The following is an 18273-nucleotide window of genomic DNA, read 5'->3' on the forward strand; positions in this document are numbered from 1 at the left end:
CACTTCACCGTCTTCTTCTTTTTCCCAATGGTTCCACGCTGCTCAATCTTGCGCGAATAAGGACCGCACTGCTGTTTCTGCAAGTAGTGGAGGAAGGTGGGGCAGCGCTTTCGGGTGCAGCTGGATAGAACCAGGGTCCGCCCATTCAATCGTTCGTGTTCAGGAACGATTGGGCGGGAACCAACAAATGCGCGCGATGTTCGTTGTCACCCAGGGGATAGCGGACCACGAATTGACGCATGCCGATGTAGACGTTTCGGCACTCAGCATCGGTAGTGATGGAGTTCGGGTACCACCTGATCCAGTGTCCGTTGGGCACCAGGACCTCCGTGCGCTTCTCGAGTGATACCGCCAGCAACATTTCCGAGGTAACGATGCAGAATCGATCATCTGGAAGCACAGTCACGGCCAGGCCAGCACCCGGCAACTCTACAATCTGTGTGGCCGTCCACTTTCCCGAGAGCTTCGCCAGTTCTATGAGCGACCCTTCGGAGGAGGTGGGGCTATCACGTCCTTCTACCGCAAAGATTCTGTTCTTGTGCTGGATGAACCCGTTCACCCAATGCTCTGAGATCTGATATTTTATCTTACCATCAAGGCTATACCACCAAAGGGAAGAGCCAAACTCTCCGCGATTGTATACCGCCAGCCAGCCGTCCTCGGTGGAGAACAAATGGGGCTTCTGAAGATCATTGTCGCCGGCCACGGGCGCTCCCGTGGAGAACTTCGGCCACTCGCCCAGCGGTTCGTTGGAAATGTCCGTGTACAGCTTTGCATGCACATTGCCACCCTCCTGGGAAACGAACCAATCGTCCCGTGAGGCATCAGCACGGGACACAAAGCTTATGTGCTCATCGGACCGGGTTGGAGGCGGGGTCACTTCGATCCATTTCGTGACATCACGATCGTATGAACGCGGTTCATCCGCGGCACCGCCGCATGTGCCAAGGGTGACAAGAAGTAAAGCCGTCAGCAAAGATTTCATCGCTTCGTCCAGTCTAGCACTTCACCGTCTTCTTCTTTTTCCCGATGGTGCCGCGCTGCTCAATCTTGCGGATGTAATCGGGTGAATAAGGCACGGCACAACTGTTATTGCCGAGGTCCGCGGTCACTTCACCAATTTTCTCACCCGTCTCAATTGCCAGCCCGGTGAGTGGTGCCACATAAGCCCCCACGGAAATCACATAAGCATTCATCTGATAACGCACCAGATCCGCCGCGTCATGGATGGTGTTCTTCACGCGTTTCAGCAACGATTTGATTTCCGCAAGATCCAATTCCTCATCGGGCTTCACCGAGACAAGTCCACTCAGTGTGGCCCATCCCGTGGCTGCGATGAGGGGCTTCGGAGAATCGATCCACTTCACGGCCATGGTATGGCCGTGTGGACTGCCAGCGGCGACCCATGCCACCGTCGCTCCCGTGAGCGCTCCCGCGTAGGCTTTCTCCACCCAGCGCTGCAGATCCTTCTGCGTCATGCGCGCGTCATCCGCAATCAGACCGGCGAGATACATGGCGTCGTAGTTGCCGGTGTCATAGAGACCCAGCGCAAGCTGGTAATCCTTCCTGATGCGCTTCTGGATCTTCTTCAGCTCGCTGATGGCCACTCCGTAGCACGGCTCCTTCACGCCGTGACCGTTCATCAAGACTCTCTTGTAGCTCTCTTTCCCGAGTAGTTTCAGCTCGGCGAGGATGGACTGGACAGTGTCTGTGCTCATGGCCGGTGAACGAATCCCCAAGGCTGACAGGAAACGACAAGTCACACCAGTCCAAACCGTGTGGTTCCCGGTGGCAATGTCGAGCAATCGCGCAGACTCGAGAGCTCATCGAATAAGCCTTGCCCATCATTCGTCCGTAGTCCTACCTAGCGGCAACACCATGAAAGCACGTCTCTCCCTTGGATGCCTCGTCGCCTCAGTCACTGCGAGCGTGGGATTTCTGGGTGCCCCCTTCGCACACAGCGCGGATCCGCTTCCTCAGCTTCAGCTGCGCCAAACGATCATCCGGGTTCCCGAGAGCGCGTTGTTCAAGGCCCTGGAGAAAAAGCCCGATGACGACACCCTGGCAACAGAACTTCGGGATTGGGCGAGCACTGGAGCCGCACAGGTGGTGTCTGATCTCTCAGCCAAAGTCGAGTGGGGCGGGAGTTTCGACGTGAAGAACGGCCTGGTATACAAGTGGGTTGTGGAGAACGATCAGGATTCCGACAAACCGGTACTGACTCCGACCTCCTGGCAGGACGTCTTTCTGGGCACTTCCCTGCGTGGGGAATATCGCCTGGAACAGAACCGCCTTCCGGCACACGCAGAGGTGGCACAGCCCGCGGAAGCTCCACTGGATCCCTTCAGTCCCGTTCGGGTGAGACTCGCGGACATTCCTGGAGGACTGGAGACGCAGGCCTTTGGCTGGGCCACCGAGACGCGTGCCCAGATGAATCAGAAAGTCCGGTGGCCTCTGGTGTGGCCGGAGAACCGGAAACCGGAGGTGGGCTGGTATGAGCAGGACGACTTCTTGACGCAAACCCTCATCACCGATGCGCGAATCCGTCCCGGCCATACGGCCGTCCTGGCATTCCTGCGTCCGGCTTCCGATCTCGAAAGCGAACCCACCGTTCGCGAGCTTGATGTGGTGCTGGCCCATGCCGCCTCGCAGAAGACGCCGGCCTCCAAAGCGCCCAGCACCACCCATCCCGCCGTGCCACGCGTGCACCTGCTTGGCTTTGGCCTGAACGATCGCGATGCCACTGAGTTTCTCACCCATCGCCAGCCCGGCGATGATGCGGCGCTGCTGGGCAAGCTACAGGCCCTGGTGCAGGAAGGCAAGGCCGCACGCCGCCTGGTATGCGGTGCCCAGGCGTCGAGCTTTCGCGGCACACTCGCCACGGTACGTGAGCATTCCTATCCCACGGAAATGCCCACCATTCCTTCGGCTTGGAACATGTGCCCGGTGGGGACGCGGGTGGAAATGGAACTCATGGGTCGCAGTCTCAATCTGGTGCTGACTCACCATCCGGCGCGCTTTCGGTGGGCCGAGTGGAAATGCGCGCTGGATGCACCGGAACTCATCATGAACCAGCCACAGTTCTTTGTGCAGCGCGTGCAAACGAATGTGGAGATTCCCGAGGGGAATGTGGCGCTGGTGGCCGCGATGCGCACGCCGGAGTGCCTGAAAGGATCGGACAAGGGACCTGTGATGGGGGAGACCATGCTGATCTTTGCCGAGCTGAACCAGCCCGCTGGCACACCTCCGCTCAAACGCTATCCGTCAGAGGAACATCAGCGTTTTCTCGACTTGGAGGCCGTAATCTTTGAACTGCCGGTTTCCGAGATCGCCGAGTGGCAGGGCCATGGCAGCCTGCCCGTCGATGCCGCAGACGATGAACAGCGCTTTCAGAAAGCCCTGGCAAAGGTCAAGGAAGGCAAGGCCAGCGTGGTCTGCCATCTGGCCATGGCCGCACAGGCAGGACAGCGCTCCAGGGTGGAATACGTCGAGGAGTTTCGCTACGTGACGGAATACAATCCCGTGGATCACAATCCCACTGGTCGCTACCGACCCACTGCCATTGAAGAGCGTCCCGTCGGCTCCATCTGGGAAGTGGATGCAAGTCCTGTCGATCCCAACGGAGCCGGCGGCAAGCCGATGTTCTCCCTCAACTCCAGCCTGCGTCATGATGCGCTTCCCGCAGTGCAGCCCACGCTCAAGGAAGCGATGAAGTACACACAGGACCATACCCACGACCTTCCGGTGCCGGTGTTCACGACAGATGAGTGGGTCGCAGGCTTCCCCCTCGTGTCCGGCAAGGCTCTCTGCCTGGGCCCCGTGCGGCCCAAGGGCGCACGGTTCCAGGACCGCATTCACGTGGCCTTCGTGAGAGGCGTGGTGAGGAAATGAGAGGGTGTCCTACACCATGGCGCGCAGCTCTTCGAGCGCCTGTCGGGTGCGGATGATGCCCTCCTCCTCGGTGTGCTTCTGGCCTTCGTACTCCACACCGATGTAGCCATTGTATCCAGTGGCCACGACGATCTTGATCAGGCGCTCGAAGTCGAGCGTGATCTCGCGGGGTTCACGGCGGTCTTCCGTGTAGAACTTGCCCGCGCCCGTGTCCCAATCGAACGATTTCGCACTGACGGCCTGCTTCACCCAGGGCATGAACTCACGCATACCCTGGTAGGGATTGTACAGCTCCGCTTTCTCGCGGTTCGTGTAGAAGTTGCCGAAGTCCGGCAGGATGCCCACGCGCACGTGGTCGGCCTGCTTCATCACCTGGGTGAGCCACTTGCCGTTGGAGGAGAGGCCACCGTGATTCTCCACGACGACAAAGAGGCCACGCTTGTCGCCCTCCACGCAGAGGGCATGCAGGCCCTCCGCGGCGAGCTTCGCCTGTTCATCCCAGCTCAGCTTGGCATCGCTGGCGGCATTCACACGGATGCTGTGGCAGCCCAGGAACTTCGCCGCATCAAGCCACTTGAGATGGTTCTGCACGGTCTGCTTGCGCTTCGCGTCATCGGGATCTCCGAGGTTCCCTTCGCGGTCGCACATGATGAGCAGGCTGTTCACTCCTTCACCTTCGGCGCGCGTCTTCATCTCCCCGAGGTAGGATTTGTCCTCGCCCTTGTCCATGAACATCTGGTTCACGTACTCGATGCCATCGATGCCGAGCTTCTTCGCGGTCTTGGCGAAGTCGAGGTTGTCGAGCGGTTCCGCGCCCGCCTTCTTGAAGAAGCGCTTGTTCAGCGACCACTGCGCGAGCGAGATCTTGAAGGGCTCTTTCTTCTCCGCGGCGAAGACGTTCGCGACCGGTTGCGTCAGCGCAGCAGCACCGATGGCAGCGGCGTGTTTCAGGAACGAGCGACGGGACGAGGAAGGAGATGGGGCGTGCATGGCGGATCAAAAAGTGAAATCGGAAGGCGATGCTGAGCGATGCGCCTGCGATGCACAACCCAAATCCGCGCTACCGCACCTTCGCGGCCTGCCACGCGCCTTCTGGAGATCTCCTCAGGGAAAGGAATCCACGCGCGTCCACGCGGTTGGCCTTCTTCTCATAGACGGCGATGATCCAGGAATCTGGCGCAGCGGGCAATGCCATGAGTGTTTGAGGTGCTGTGGCGCTGTTTGTCAGGGCGGTCTGCAGCGTGCCATGGCTGCCAAGTTCTTGGGCGCCATCCCAGCTCTCGGGACTAGCAATGGCAAAGCGACGACCCTCGCGCTGAACGTAGGGAAGATTTTCCCAGCTCGCGAGTTCCAGCCGCGGGATCACCGCACCGGGAGGAAGCGGCGTGGGGTCGAGCAGCCAGGCATCGGGCAGGACCTGGAGCAGAGTTTCAAAGTGATCGCGCCGCAGCATGGATTCCCAAACGCTTCGCAATGGGCGGAGTCTCAGCAGGGCAAGCCAGAGGGGTGCGGCAGCATCTTGGGGCGGATCCAAAAGAGCCGGAAGAACCTTGGGCGCCTCAGGGTCTGTCTGCCTCCAGAGTGCGAGGGCCTTGGTCGCGAGGTCCGGGGGAAGCATCAGGGCCGCCAGTCGGATGTCTGTGCCGCTCAGGCTGTAGGCCGAGAGGAAAGTACCGTCCTCCTTCAAACTGGCAGGGATTCCACCGTCTTTCCCAAGCCACGGTTTCAGCGGTGCAAACGTCTCATCCTGAAGGATACGTTGGTGGACCAATGCACGTGCCGCGAGAAAGCGCTCGAGCTTGTGGCCGAGGGAACGAAAGACGTTCGTCTGCGCCTTGCTCATCTCGGTGGGGGCTGCAGATGCGGAGCGCAAGAGTGGCTCGAGATCCGGGGGAAAATGGGAGTCTGCCAAGAAGAGGGCCATGGTTCGTTTCTCCGAACTATTTCTAAACACTAGATAAATCTTTATGAATTATTGTTGCTATAATTAAACAGATTTACGATAATCTTTTCTTTATATGAGAACTGGCTCTCCCTTGCTCTCCCCGCTCCGTCGTCGCAGCGGTGCTGGGATGACCTTGATAGAGGTGCTCACGGTCATGTGCATCATTGGCCTGCTGACAGCGATTGCCGTGCCGCAGATTTCGGCGCTGGCCAGCGGAAATGCCCAGGAAATTCGGCACCGCCGCAATGCGCAGGAGCTCGCCGCCGTGTGCGCCACGGCAGAAGCCGCTGGCCTGAAGTTCGTGGCGGCCAATGATCTGGAGCAGTCGATTCGCAACATCATCAAGGGCGGCACCCCAGCAGCGGGACCCTTCCAAGGGAAGGGTTTTGGGGTTCAGGGATTGCTGGAAGAAGATGTGCAAGGGGTGCAGAGGTATCTTTCACTGAGGGACGGTCGCTTGATCTACGATTCCTCTGGCGAAATGGCGGCAGCCAAACAATAGGCCTTCGGTGCCGACGAGACTCGGGCTAGCGCGGACGCTGGCATACCGGACACCAGCAGGCAGTGCGACCTCGCACGGATTCGCGGACCAGCTCGGCCTCACATCTCGGGCAGCAGTGACCGTCCTCCCAGCGGTAGCGGAAGAGCCAGTTCAGCGGCGGGTCATCCCAATCCACGCCAACGGTTTCCAGCGCGACGCGGCATACCTTTTTGATGGTGCGATGCAGTGCGCGCACAGCTTTCTCATCGAGAGCCCCTCCCAGAATGTGCGGCGGTAATTTCATCTGCCAGAGAATTTCGTCCGCCATCCAGTTCCCGATACCGGGAAACCACCGCTGGTCGAGCAGGAGTGCCTTCAACGGGGTGCGCGCGTGCCTTTGAAGGATCTCCCGCAGGCGCGGCACGGTGAACCCTTCGTCCATCGGCTGGGGAGGCAGGGTAAGCCAGGCCGGGGGAGGGGTCTTGCCCTGGTGGTACAACACGGAGCCGAACTGCCGCGGATCGGTAAACACCAATGCATGCGTGCGCGTGTGCAGCACCAGGTGATCGTGCTTCGCTGGTTCGTAGGGCTGCGGCTTGGCTGCGAGCTCGCCCGTCATGCCGAGGTGAATGGTGAGCCACTGCCCCTTGCTGAACTCAAAGAGCATCTGCTTCCCATGCGTGCGTGTGCTTCGCAGTTGCGCCCCCGGCAATCCCTCGGTGAGTGCGGTCGTGTCACAAGCACGGAAGACCCGCGTCTTGGATCGGATATCCAGCGCGGTGATGCGTTTGTCCTTTCCCGCATCCCACTGCTTCGCGTAGTAGAAGACTTCCGCGAGCTCAGGCATGCGGCATCATATCCCCACGAAGCCGATTGGGTCAACCCTGAGGCTGGGGTCAATCAAGTCAGCTTGAAGACGCGTCGGGCGTTTCCCGCGAGAATCTTTTGCCTCGCGATTTCATCCGGCACCAGCTTGCGGATGAGGGCGATCATCTTGCTGCCACAGCAATTCTTCTCCTCGGGCACGCCGAGCACGTCCTGACAGTCGCTGCCGTACAGGAGCTTGTCCTGATGCCGGGCAAAGAAGGCGGCGCCCTGTTCCTCATCGCGGGTGAAGGCATTGAGCCCGGAGCCGGCGGAGAGATCCGCGAAGAAATTCGGATACTGCGTGAGCCACTTGTCCGTGAGTCCTCCGGGGGTGACCTTGCCCTTGGGATAGAGATCCTCCTGCTTGTGCGCGGCATCCACATTGCCCCAGGTGGTCTGCGCATGCGCGATGAAGTTCACTGTGGGATATTTTTCCAGGATCTGGTAGAACCGCTCGTAGCCGAGGTTGTAGGTCTTGTGCTGGAAGTGGAGCAGCACCGGCACGCCATACGCCTTGGCGAGGTCATACATCTTCAGGCTCACGGCAGAGTCGCACTCCACGCTGAACTTCTGCTCGCCAATGCCGCACGCGCCGAGTTTAAGATACTTCTCCATCACCGGGATGGCGTTCTCCAGATCCGTGACCTCATTGGCACAGAAGACGAACTTGTCCGGGTGTTCCTTTGTCAATCGATATGCCGCTTCATTCCCCAGCACGCGCGCGGCGAGGCCGAAGGATTTGCCGTTGTGCGTGGAGGGACGCAACGCATCCGAACCCGCCGGCAGCAGGATGGTCTTCGTCACGCCCATCGCATCCTGATGCTTGATGAGGTCCGCGTCGGTACGCCCGTGGTAGTTCGTGTGCTGGTGGATGTCCACGATCTCAGCGCGGGGGGAGGAGGTCTGCGCGAGGAGGGAATGTTGTTTCCCAAAGGCACTGCCAAGCAGCGCGGCAGAAGAGGCGGCCATCCAGCGACGACGGGTGAGGGGAGCACGAGCGGGCATGGGAAGGGAACGCCGTGTGGCGGGAACTTTTTCTCATCGGAGCGGTGCCTGCTACAGGATTACCAGTTCCGGTCACAGGAGCATTGCCTTGCTGTGCGGAAGTTGGCACGATGCGGCCATGGAAGAATTACCGGCTGATACCGGGGCTGGATCACAATCCAGGGAAAGGCGCCATCGCTGGACGGTCATCCTGATCACCCTCCTCTGCATCACAGGATGGGCGGCCTTCATGATCTTCGCTCACAAGCCTGCCGCATTGATTCTACCTGGCGGTACCAAAGTGACCTATGTGGAGGTCGCCGACGGCGAAAGGAAAGGCGTATTGCACTCGAACAGATCGGGTCAACCCGCTTACATTCACGCCCTGGAAATCAAAGAGAGCACCTTCGATAAAATTCGGGCCCAGCTTCCCCGCTTTATCGATCGGATGCTGCCCGGCAAACGCATCCCCGCAGGGAGAACTTCAGGCTACGAATCCGCTGCCGCCCAGGCGTTCTGGTTTGCGATTGACGGGCCCTTCGAACCCGAAGATTGGAGGTTCTTCTGGGTGGATGATCAGGGATATGAGTCCGAGGTACGGCACTGGCATCTGAGCAATCCCGGAGAATGGTTGGGTGTGGAGGGCAATGTCCCCCGAATTCAGGAACTACTGCATCTGAAGGTCCGGTCACGAACGGGAGAAAAGGACGGAGACTATGGGACTCCCAGCCGGGGATCGCTTCCCGGCATCGCCAAGGACGGTATCTTGGGCGAGGTGGTGGCCGAGATGAAATTCCAGAACCCTTTACGGAGAACAGACCTGGTCAATCCGCTGACCGCCCAGCCTTTGCCAGCAAAGGTGTCTGTGGATGGGCATGAGCTCGTTCTAAAAGGAGCTACCCGGGCACGCATTGCAAGCGATCGCACCTTTGGTTTGCATCTGGATCTGGCGCTGGAGGGCGAGCACTCCCTCACAAGCCTCTTCTCTCTGCATGACTGGACGATCGAGGACGGGAACGGCAACGTCATGGTTCCAGGGCATGGAATGCTTTCTGAAACGGGCCAGTTGTGGGACTGTGCGCCGTGGAGCGATGCCCCGGTGTGGAAGATCCGCTTTGTTCCGGTGTTGAGCGATCCGAAGAACTACACAGATGAGGAAATCATCACGCTGGATCCCATGCCAGTGCCCGTATACCCGCGCAAGAAAGACATCAATACCTGGCGTTCTGAACGCTTGGTGGGCAAGTCCACCACCATCACCGCCCGATCACCCGAGCCGATGGGCCCCAATGAGATTGTTTTCGACATCACCATCACTCCCGCGGTCAACGGCCACAGTCTGCAACTGCTGCACGCCACCGATGAGTCCGGTAGCCAGACCGTGCAAACTCGCTACGGTCAGGAAAAATATGCCATGTCGTTGGCATCGGTCGCACCCGCAGGTAGCACTGCCATGCCTGTCTCGACCGAGTTGGTCGGGCGATGCCGCCGGCCCACTACCGGCAAAACCCTGACAGTGACTCTGGCCTTCAAGAAGGTGACGCCGGTGGAGTTCACGTTCCGCCCCGAATTCGAGCCGTGACCGAGGGTAGCCTGTACAAGGCAGCCTCCGCCAATCCCCGGAAGATTGGCCCGCAGAGGGCGTTTCCTCTTTCCGGTGTCCTTGCCTCGCCAGCCCCATATCATGCCCTTGCGGTCCACGGTCTTTTTGGCCCTGGTTGGAGCGGTGTCTCTGGGTGGCGGGATGCCGGCTCAAGCGGCGGACGTTTCCTTCAAGAACGACGTGCAGGCCGCCATCGCCAAGGCGGGGTGCAATCTGGGCACATGCCACGGCAATGCCACAGGCAAGGGTGGCTTCAAGATGTCGCTCCGTGGGGATGACGCAGACTATGACTACGCCGCGCTCGTGCAGGATGTCAGCGGGCGCCGGGTAAACCTCATGGAGCCGGAACGCAGCCTGCTGCTGCAGAAGGGCACGCAGGCCCTGGCCCACGAGGGTGGCAAGCGCTTCGACAAGAACTCGTGGGAATATGCCGTGCTGCGCGACTGGATTGCCCAGGGCGCCCGCAGGCACACACCGGGGGAACCGGAGCTACAGAAGCTCGAAGTCACGCCGCGCGAGCAGATCCTCGTGGAGCCGCAGAAGGCGATGCAGCTCAAGGCGACCGCGACTTTTTCCGATGGCACGCAGAAGGATGTGACCAAGCTGGCCGTGTATGAGCCCGCGCAGGTGGGCCTCATCAAAGTGAGCAAGGAAGGCCGTGTGGAGAAGCTGCAGGAAGGTGAGCCCACCATCGTGGTGCGTTACCTGAACAAGCAGCAGCCCGTGCGCCTGGCCTTCATCGCGGCACGACCGGAGTTTGTGTGGACGCCCACGCCGCAGAACAACTTCGTGGATCGCCAGGTCTTCGCCAAGCTGAAGTCCCTGCGCATGACCCCGAGCGACCTCTGCACAGATGAGGTGTACGCAAGGCGCGCCTACCTCGACCTGTGCGGCGCGCTGCCCACGGTGGAGCAGGCGAAGGCCTTCGTGGCGGACAAGTCGCCCGACAAGCGTGCCCGTCTTGTGGACGCGCTGATGACCACCGGCGCCTTCGCGGACTTCTGGGCGGTGAAATGGGCGGATGCGTTGCGCGTGGAGTCCCGCACCATGGATGTGAAGGGGATGACGGCCTTCCACGCTTGGATCCGCGACGCGGTGGCGCGGAACACGCCTGTAGACAAGTTCTCCCACGCGGTGCTCTCCGCACAAGGAAGCACCTACACGGTTCCACAGACAAACTTTTACCGCGCCATGCGCGAGCCCAATGCGCGCGCGGAGGGCATCGCCCGCGTGTTCCTCGGCACTCGTTTGCAGTGCGCGCAGTGCCACAACCACCCCTTTGATCGCTGGACGCAGGATGATTACTTCCAGTGGAGTGCGGTGTTCTCCCGCGTGGACTACAAGATCATCAACAACGAGGTCGAGGACAAGAGCGACAAGCATCGCTTCAAGGGCGAGCAGGTGGTGCAGATTGCCAAGTCCACCAAGCTCATCAATCCCCGCACGGGTGAGCAGGCGAAGGCCAAGCTCCTGGGAGCCTCCGAACTCGATGCCCAGGTGCTGGAGCAGCAGGGTGATCTGAATGCCGCTGCCGATTGGGTGACCAGCCCCACGAATGCGCTCTTTGCCCAGGCGCAGGTGAATCGCATCTGGTTCCACCTCATGGGCCGCGGCCTCGTGGATCCGGTGGATGACTTCCGCGCCACAAATCCTGCCTCGCATCCCGAGCTGCTGAAGAAGCTCGCGGAGGAATTTGTACAGAGCGGCTATGACATGCGGCACATCATCCGCATCATCACGCAGTCGCGCACGTACCAGCTCAGCAGCGAGCCGAATGCGACGAACGCCGCGGACACGACCAACTTCGCCTACGCCTATGTGCGCCGGCTTACGGCCGAGCAGCTCTTCGATGCGCTGTACCAGGGGCTGGGTCTGCAGGCCAAGTTCGATGAGTTCCCCAAGGCCACGAAAGCCGTGCAACTTCCGGGACCCCTGAACCGTCGCAGAAAAGAAGCGGGCAATGACACTGGCGTGGCGTTTCTTGCCCAGTTCGGCCAGCCACCGCGCCTGCTCGCCTGCGAATGCGAGCGCAGCGACGAGACCACGATGGGGCAGTCCTTCTCGCTCATCAGCGGACCGCAGGTGAACAACCTTCTGAAGAGCAACCGGAACATCCTCTCCCGCCTGTTGAATGAGAAGAGCGATGACGCTGCCAGGGTGGAAGCGCTCTACTGGAGCGTGCTGACACGCGCGCCTTCTGCCCAGGAAAGGCAGACCATGGCAGCGATGCTCACCGAAGCCAAGGACAAGCGCGCCGCGTTGGAGGACCTCGCGTGGAGCTTGGTGAATGCGAAGGAATTTGTGCTGCGCAAGTAGCCCGGATGGATCATCCAGCGAGCTCTTGTGCCATGAGAAGCACAACGATTCCTTAACCGTGGCCATGTGGCAGCATCCCTTATGAAGTGGCGTCACCGAGCGCTCCGGCACGGCCTATTTCCCATGCGATTTGAGAAATTTTTAGCATGCAACCGATTGCGGACAACCGAACCCCGATAGAAGGCAGATATCTCCAGAGAACTGCAAACGCCCCATGCCCAGCGCCTCGAGAAACCCTGCTGCCGTATTCCACCTCACCCACGCCAAGGCGGGCTCGCAGTGGGTGTATCAGGTGCTTGATGCACTTTTCCCACACCGGATCGTCCATCCGCAAGCGATGACCGGGCAGTATCTCGATGGCTCTTTAAGGGAGGACGGTATCTATCCCACAGTCTATGCGACGAGGGAGGAATTTGAGGCAGGGCAGGTCCCTGCTCATCACCGGAAGTTTTTCGTCATCCGGGATCTCCGCGATACGCTGGTCTCTCTCTATTTCAGCCTCAAGCACAGTCATCCGAGCCGGAGCTATGACATCGTGTCCCTGGTGCGCACGGACATGGGTGGCATGACCGACGAGCAGGGCATGGAGTTTCTTCTCTCCACCTACCTGGAGCGCATTGCCCAGACCCAGCTTTCGTGGCTGGATGGTGATGCTCCCATCTATCGGTATGAAGATGGCCTGCGGGATCCCATTGGGTTTTTTGGCAGGATGCTGGATCACAGCGAACTCCGCGTGTCGAACGCGATGCTGCGGAATGTGATCGATTCCATGTCGTTCGAAAAGCGGAGCGGCCGTCTCCGCGGCGAGGAGGATCGCAACTCGCACTACCGTCTGGGAGTGTCTGGCGACTGGCAAAATCATCTCCAGGGCACCTTGCTGGAAAAGTTCCTCGCACGGTATGGCCACGTGCTGGTGAAAACGGGATACGAAAAAGCAGAGGCCCTCCCCAGCACATGCCATGTCCAAGGCGGCAAGGAGCTCCAAGGTCGCACCGAACATGTCATGCCGGAGCTGCCAGAGGAAACCGTGGCAATCCTCAGAGCCTATCGCTGCAAAGACCACGACTGGTTTCAGCGTCAGTGGCAGCAAGCCGGTCCGGCCCGACCGGAGAACTCGCTGCAGCAGGACACGCTAATCACCGGCACAGGGTGGTATCCCGTTGAGGAACAGGAGGGCCGCCCATTTTGCTGGGTAGCTGATGAAGCGGAGTTGACGGTACGGCGGCCCAGCGGCGGCATGACACGACTGCACCTCGAGGTGGAACCTGGTCCTTCGATTGGGTCCTTGCCTGCAAAACTCTCCGTGCTCGACCAGAATGGCCAGTCCATCACCGCGGAAGAGATGGTGCCCGCCCGGCAATGGATCACGCTGGACCTCTCCGCATGCGTGGGAGACACGGGCGAGGATTGGAATCTGGTCCTCAAGGTCGAGGGTGCTGGAGCAGCCGTGACAGGGGATGCCAGAACCATGTCATACCGGGTCTTCCGTTTTGGCTGGGCTCCCACCCTGGGGGCAAGACAGGACGCCTGGGGGATGGAGGGGCCGGTATGAGCGGCATCATCTGCTGGTTTTTTGGGCGTTCCGGGGCTGGCAAGAGCAGCCTCTCCTCCCATGTGGTGGCGCAGTTGCGTCAAGAAGGGCGGGCCACCTATCTGGTGGATGGCGATGCCCTGCGATCCGGCGTGTGCGCCGACCTGGGCTACGACGATGCCAGCCGCACAGAGAACCACCGCCGCGCCGCAGAGATGGCCAGGCTGGCCAGTGAGCAGGGGTTGATCGTCATTGGGGCGACCATGTGTCCCGCGAGACACCACCGTGACCTGCTGAGAGACATTCTGGGAGACCGGCTGCGGCTCATTCATGTAAGGGCCAGTCACGAAGTCTGTGCCATGCGCGATCCCAAAGGGCTCTACTGCCGTGCGCAGAAAGGTTTGGTGGATCATTTCGCAGCACAGACATTTCAAGATCCCACCGAGCATGAGGCTGATGGTGTCATTGATACCGGCCTCCACAATTTGGAGGCATGTCGCGAAACTGCCTGGACCATGGTGAAACGTCTGCTGTAATGAGATGGGTAGGCTGGCCCCGCAGTTTCATCGAGTGGTGCGGAGAATGCCGGTATGCATTGATATCGAACATGGATTTCATCTCCTATCCGCAGCGAACCTTCATGCCGTTGCCGGAAGCATTCGTCGAAGGCATCGGCCGTGATGATCGCTTTCTTCTGGCATTCCCCAGGTCCGGATCCCGCTGGATGCTTGTCATGCTCACCGGTCTGATTGAAGAGGCTCACGACCTTCCGCGCAGCAACTTCTTCTCCCGCCCTGCCGATGACCTTGGCCAGGGAGAAAGGAAATCTACACTTTTGGATTCTCACGGAAGATGCGTTCTGCCGAATGCCCACGGGAATCCACGCGAGAGTTCTGCTCTCCTTGCCATTGGCGAGACGCCGATCTTCCGGTCGCACCATCTCGCGGAAATCATCACACGGGCAAACGGACCCATCGTCTATATCGTGAGGCCACCAGCACCGGCGCTCTACTCGTACTACCACTTCGCGCGGGGAGAAGGGCATGTGCCGGCGAGCCTCGGCATCGAGGAGTTTTGCACGATACATTTACCACTGTGGAAAGACCATGTGGCCACCATGCTGCAGCTGCACCGCATGACGCCGGGCCGGGTGCTCTTTCTCACCTACCGGGATCCGGGACCCTTTGAGCGGTTTCAGCTCGAGGCTGCCACGGCGCATTTCGGAATTCCAGCCTCCCCGGAGGCGGTGGAGCGCGCGCTCGCCGGCCTGGCGGGATTCCTGCCTCGGCTCAGCGCCCGCCCGGCCATGGCCCACCCGCGCGGGGTGAATGACGAACTCGTTCGCGAGCTCCCACGGGACCTGCTGCACTGGATCCACTCGGAAGCGGGTGAACTTTACCAGGAAGCGATGATGGCCGAGCGGTCCCGCGCCTGAGCCAGAGGTTCCCCCACCGAAAGAGGGCTCGCCTCCGGGCCGTTGTTTCCCTGGCCATCCAATGGTACCATGGCTGCCCGTCTGTTGCTCATGTCCCAGCCTTCCCCAGCCTGCCGCGACTTTCACAACACCTGCCTTTTGAGCCGGCGCTCGATCCTGCGTGTGGGTGGCATGGGCTTGTTTGGCATGACGCTGCCGCGCCTGCTGGGCGCGACGGAGGCTGCCAAGGTGGAGAAGCGTGTGGCCAGGGCCAAATCGGTGATCTTCCTCTTTCAGTGGGGCGGACCGAGCCATCTGGAGACCTTTGACATGAAGCCGGATGCACCGAGTGGCATCCGCGGCTTCCACAAGCCGATGTCCAGCAACGCGGACGGCATCCAGGTGAACTCCCTGCTGCCCAAGACCGCGCAGATCATGGACAAGGTGACGCTCATCCGCAGCGTGCATCACAACATGAAAAATCACAACAGCGCGGGCTACTACGCGCTGTCCGGCCATGCGCCACCCAGTGATGACCAGCGCCTGAAGGACACGCCGGATCTCTTCCCTGCCTACACCAGCGTGGCGGATGCCATGCTGCCCTCCCGGCTGGAGATTCCCACTTCAGTGCATCTGCCCTTCGTGGTGAGCGATGGCACGCAGACGCCGGGACAGTTCGCCAGCTTCCTCGGGAAGGCACGCGATCCCTTTCTGGTGACCAAGGATCCGAATGAAGCGAACTTCGCCCTCCCTGAGCTGAGCCTGCCAGATGGTATCACCTATGAGCGCCTTGCCGCACGTCGCGAAATGCAGAAGCTGGTGGACAGCCAGAGCCGTCTTCTGGAGTACTCTGCAGCGGCCAGGGGACTGGATGGATACTACGAAAAGGCCCTCGCCATGCTGCACAGCTCGCAAGTGCGCGAGGCCTTCGATCTCGGCAAGGAATCAGACAAGGTGCGCGACTCCTACGGACGCAGCTCCTATGGCCAGAGCTGTCTGCTGGCCCGCCGCCTTGTGGAGGCGGGGGTGAAGTTTGTCACGGTCACCTTCGATCCGGGCATCGGTGGACGACTCACCACGAGTGGGGGCTGGGATACGCACGGCTTCGACAACACCAGGATGTTTCCCATCATTGAGCAGCGTCACCTGCCGATGACGGAGCAGACCCTGCCTACGCTGTTAATGGATCTGGATCAGCGCGGCCTGCTGGATGAGACGCTCGTGGTATGGGTGGGTGAATTCGGTCGCACGCCGCGCGTGAACAAATCCCTGAGCCGTGACCACTGGCCCTTCTGCTACACGGCGCTCATGGCTGGTGGCGGCACGAAGCGCGGCTTCGTCTATGGCGCCTCCGACAAGAACGGCGAGCATCCCTCCGACAAGCCCGTGAAGCCGGATGACCTGGCTGCGACGATGTACCACCTCATGGGCATCGACCCGCACCATGAGCTGCATGACCTTGCGAATCGTCCCGTGCCGCTGAGCTATGGGAACGTGATCGAGGGTGTGATTGCCTGATACAAGCCTGGGGATACCCCGGCCAGGCTGGCCTAGCGTTGCTGCGGAATTGAGTTTCCGTTTCCTCCAGCAGTGCGATGCTGGAGAAACCGCCTGTGCACTGCCCGCATGGAGACAGCCTCCGCCGTCCCCCCGGATCCCACCTTGATTTCATCCGCTGTTCCTGCCCCCAGGTTCAGCGTCATCATCCCGCTGGAATTTCACCGTGGGCAGGGACACGATTGTCTGCAGGGCTGGACACAAGGTCAGGATTTTCCTCGCGACCAATTTGAGATTGTGCTCGCGATTCCGCCCAGCTTCCCTGAGGACGAAGCCGCCGTCTTGCGGACCATGCTGGCGCCACACGACCAGGCCATTGATCTGCCACATGAGCATGACATCGCCCTCTGCGCGGCGGCGGCGCGGCACGCGCGGGGCGAGATTCTCTTCTTCACTGAATCCCACTGTCTGCCGGAGCAAGACGTGCTCACCCAGGCAGAGCGGGGTCTGCGGGCACATCCGGAGTGGGCGGGCTTCAGTTGCGAGTCCGTGCCCATCACGCACAACCTGCTTTCCAAAATCGAAGCAGGATTCTACGAGCGCGACATCCGGGAAGCCATGGAGCACCCATGGAGAAATATCCTGGACCAGTGCTTCGTCACCACCCGCAAGGCGTACCTGACTTCAGGCGGCTTTGATGGCAGCCTCGGCCACTTCGCGGAATGGGTGCTCTCTGCACGCTACCGCCAGCATGGACTGAAGCTCGGCTACTGGCCGGCCGCTCGTATCCACCACTATTACATCGGAGAGATCGATGAGTGGTGGGAGTTCACCGAAGACTTCACTGCCGGGGAGAGTGCCATGCTCACCCGCCCGGTCCGGGACCCGGTGCTCAGCTGGTTCGATGAAAACGACGAGTGGGCGGCACGACATGAGAACTCGCGAGGGCTCGCATGGAAGATGGCCCTGATGGTGCTGCGATCGATGTTCTCGTCGAAACAAGCAGCCTCGGAAGCAGGGCCAGAATCATCGCCTTCCCATACGGATGGTAACGGGCGTGATCTCTTCCGTTGGCTCGCGCGTGGGCTCTTGGGGAGCTGGGCGCCGCTTCTCTCGGCACACGGGCGGGTGTTGCGAGCGTACGCGTTGCTGAATTTCGCGCTCTGGCGGGAGGACCGCGAAGGAGCGGAGCGAGCGTTGCCCAAGCTGTGCAAGGCCCTGACGAGTCGGCGCCGTCGGCAGTTGCTGCGTCAGCACCAGCCATCACACCCACGTTCGGCCGATCCCATCCCGCCCAGTGGCGATTGGATTCCCGAGAATAATACCCCAATGGTCTGTGCCGGGTTCCACGCCACGGAGACCTGGCGTGACGCGCCACTGCGCTGGTCCAAGCCCGCTGCCATGGTGGAATTGCACCTGCAAAAAGGTAAGCATGAGGTGACCCTCGAGTGGATGCCCCGGGCCACGCCACTTCATATCCAGTTCTTCATCAATGAGAAACCGCTGAAGCCAGCTGCGGTAAAGATAGGCAAACGGAAAGCTCGCCTGCGTTTCCGGCTCAACCGCGAAGGACAGGTACGACTCGGCTGGGTCTGCAATCCCCACCACTCACCGGACGATCCCCGTCGGGCTGGCGTAGCCGTGAGGCGGTTGATTTGGGCCGCCCGTTCCTGAGGCAAAACGCACTGTTCAAAAGTTCAGTGCGTACGGTTGCCAGCGCGCGGCGAACTGGTAAGATTCGCCC

15 protein-coding genes are annotated in these 18273 nt (G+C 60.6%); 9 read left to right on the forward strand and 6 right to left on the reverse strand.

The genetic code is table 11. The features are described 5' to 3' along the window. Positions 1-145 precede the first annotated feature (145 nt). Both DES53_RS22685 and DES53_RS22690 read right to left on the reverse strand, forming a co-directional pair. Positions 146-838, reverse strand: coding sequence for a hypothetical protein (locus DES53_RS22685; protein ID WP_147263561.1), 693 nt, complete (start codon positions 836-838; stop codon positions 146-148). Between the two features lie 160 nt (positions 839-998). Further along, positions 999-1718: a DNA alkylation repair protein gene (locus DES53_RS22690; protein WP_113960612.1), complete on the reverse strand. Its 720-nt coding sequence runs from the start codon at positions 1716-1718 to the stop codon at positions 999-1001. A 160-nt stretch (positions 1719-1878) separates the two neighbouring features. Here DES53_RS22690 and DES53_RS22695 point away from each other — a divergent pair, with 160 nt between their 5' ends. Continuing rightward, positions 1879-3891 (forward strand): hypothetical protein, encoded by a 2013-nt coding sequence (locus DES53_RS22695; protein ID WP_113960613.1) that lies wholly within the window; start codon positions 1879-1881, stop codon positions 3889-3891. Between the two features lie 9 nt (positions 3892-3900). Here the strand turns inward: DES53_RS22695 and DES53_RS22700 are convergent, their stop codons facing one another. After that, entirely contained in the window at positions 3901-4881 is a 981-nt protein-coding gene (locus DES53_RS22700) for a sugar phosphate isomerase/epimerase family protein (RefSeq protein ID WP_113960614.1), read from the reverse strand. A gap of 70 nt (positions 4882-4951) precedes the next feature. Next, positions 4952-5815: a hypothetical protein gene (locus DES53_RS22705; protein WP_113960615.1), complete on the reverse strand. Its 864-nt coding sequence runs from the start codon at positions 5813-5815 to the stop codon at positions 4952-4954. A 112-nt stretch (positions 5816-5927) separates the two neighbouring features. Between DES53_RS22705 and DES53_RS22710 the strand changes: the two genes are divergently transcribed. Then, on the forward strand, positions 5928-6338 hold the full coding sequence (locus tag DES53_RS22710) for a type II secretion system protein (protein ID WP_170157318.1): 411 nt from the start codon (positions 5928-5930) through the stop codon (positions 6336-6338). 25 nt (positions 6339-6363) lie between these two features. Here the strand turns inward: DES53_RS22710 and DES53_RS22715 are convergent, their stop codons facing one another. Continuing rightward, a complete protein-coding gene (locus tag DES53_RS22715; protein WP_113960617.1) occupies positions 6364-7164 on the reverse strand; it encodes an Fpg/Nei family DNA glycosylase in 801 nt (266 codons plus the stop codon). A 53-nt stretch (positions 7165-7217) separates the two neighbouring features. Further along, positions 7218-8189: an amidohydrolase family protein gene (locus DES53_RS22720; protein WP_113960618.1), complete on the reverse strand. Its 972-nt coding sequence runs from the start codon at positions 8187-8189 to the stop codon at positions 7218-7220. A gap of 229 nt (positions 8190-8418) precedes the next feature. On the opposite strand from DES53_RS22720, the gene DES53_RS22725 reads away from it, so the two are divergent. The 7 genes from DES53_RS22725 (at position 8419) to DES53_RS22755 (ending at position 18203) form a co-directional block, all read left to right on the forward strand. Beyond that, a complete protein-coding gene (locus DES53_RS22725; RefSeq protein WP_147263562.1) occupies positions 8419-9750 on the forward strand; it encodes a hypothetical protein in 1332 nt (443 codons plus the stop codon). Between the two features lie 102 nt (positions 9751-9852). Further along, entirely contained in the window at positions 9853-12087 is a 2235-nt protein-coding gene (locus DES53_RS22730; protein ID WP_113960620.1) for a DUF1549 and DUF1553 domain-containing protein, read from the forward strand. Positions 12088-12301: 214 nt separating this feature from the next. Then, positions 12302-13639: a sulfotransferase domain-containing protein gene (locus DES53_RS22735; protein ID WP_113960621.1), complete on the forward strand. Its 1338-nt coding sequence runs from the start codon at positions 12302-12304 to the stop codon at positions 13637-13639. Continuing rightward, on the forward strand, positions 13636-14154 hold the full coding sequence (locus DES53_RS22740; protein WP_170157319.1) for an adenylyl-sulfate kinase: 519 nt from the start codon (positions 13636-13638) through the stop codon (positions 14152-14154). Before DES53_RS22735 ends, DES53_RS22740 begins: the two co-directional genes overlap by 4 nt. A 71-nt stretch (positions 14155-14225) precedes the next feature. Continuing rightward, the gene (locus tag DES53_RS22745) at positions 14226-15053 is read left to right on the forward strand and encodes a sulfotransferase domain-containing protein (protein WP_170157320.1); all 828 of its coding nucleotides are present in this window, start codon (positions 14226-14228) and stop codon (positions 15051-15053) included. A gap of 69 nt (positions 15054-15122) precedes the next feature. Continuing rightward, the gene (locus DES53_RS22750) at positions 15123-16550 is read left to right on the forward strand and encodes a DUF1501 domain-containing protein (protein ID WP_245958241.1); all 1428 of its coding nucleotides are present in this window, start codon (positions 15123-15125) and stop codon (positions 16548-16550) included. 108 nt (positions 16551-16658) lie between these two features. Then, positions 16659-18203 (forward strand): glycosyltransferase family 2 protein, encoded by a 1545-nt coding sequence (locus DES53_RS22755; protein ID WP_113960623.1) that lies wholly within the window; start codon positions 16659-16661, stop codon positions 18201-18203. The last annotated feature ends 70 nt before the right edge of the window (positions 18204-18273 follow it).

It is taken from the genome of Roseimicrobium gellanilyticum, assembly GCF_003315205.1.
GTDB lineage: Bacteria > Verrucomicrobiota > Verrucomicrobiia > Verrucomicrobiales > Verrucomicrobiaceae > Roseimicrobium > Roseimicrobium gellanilyticum.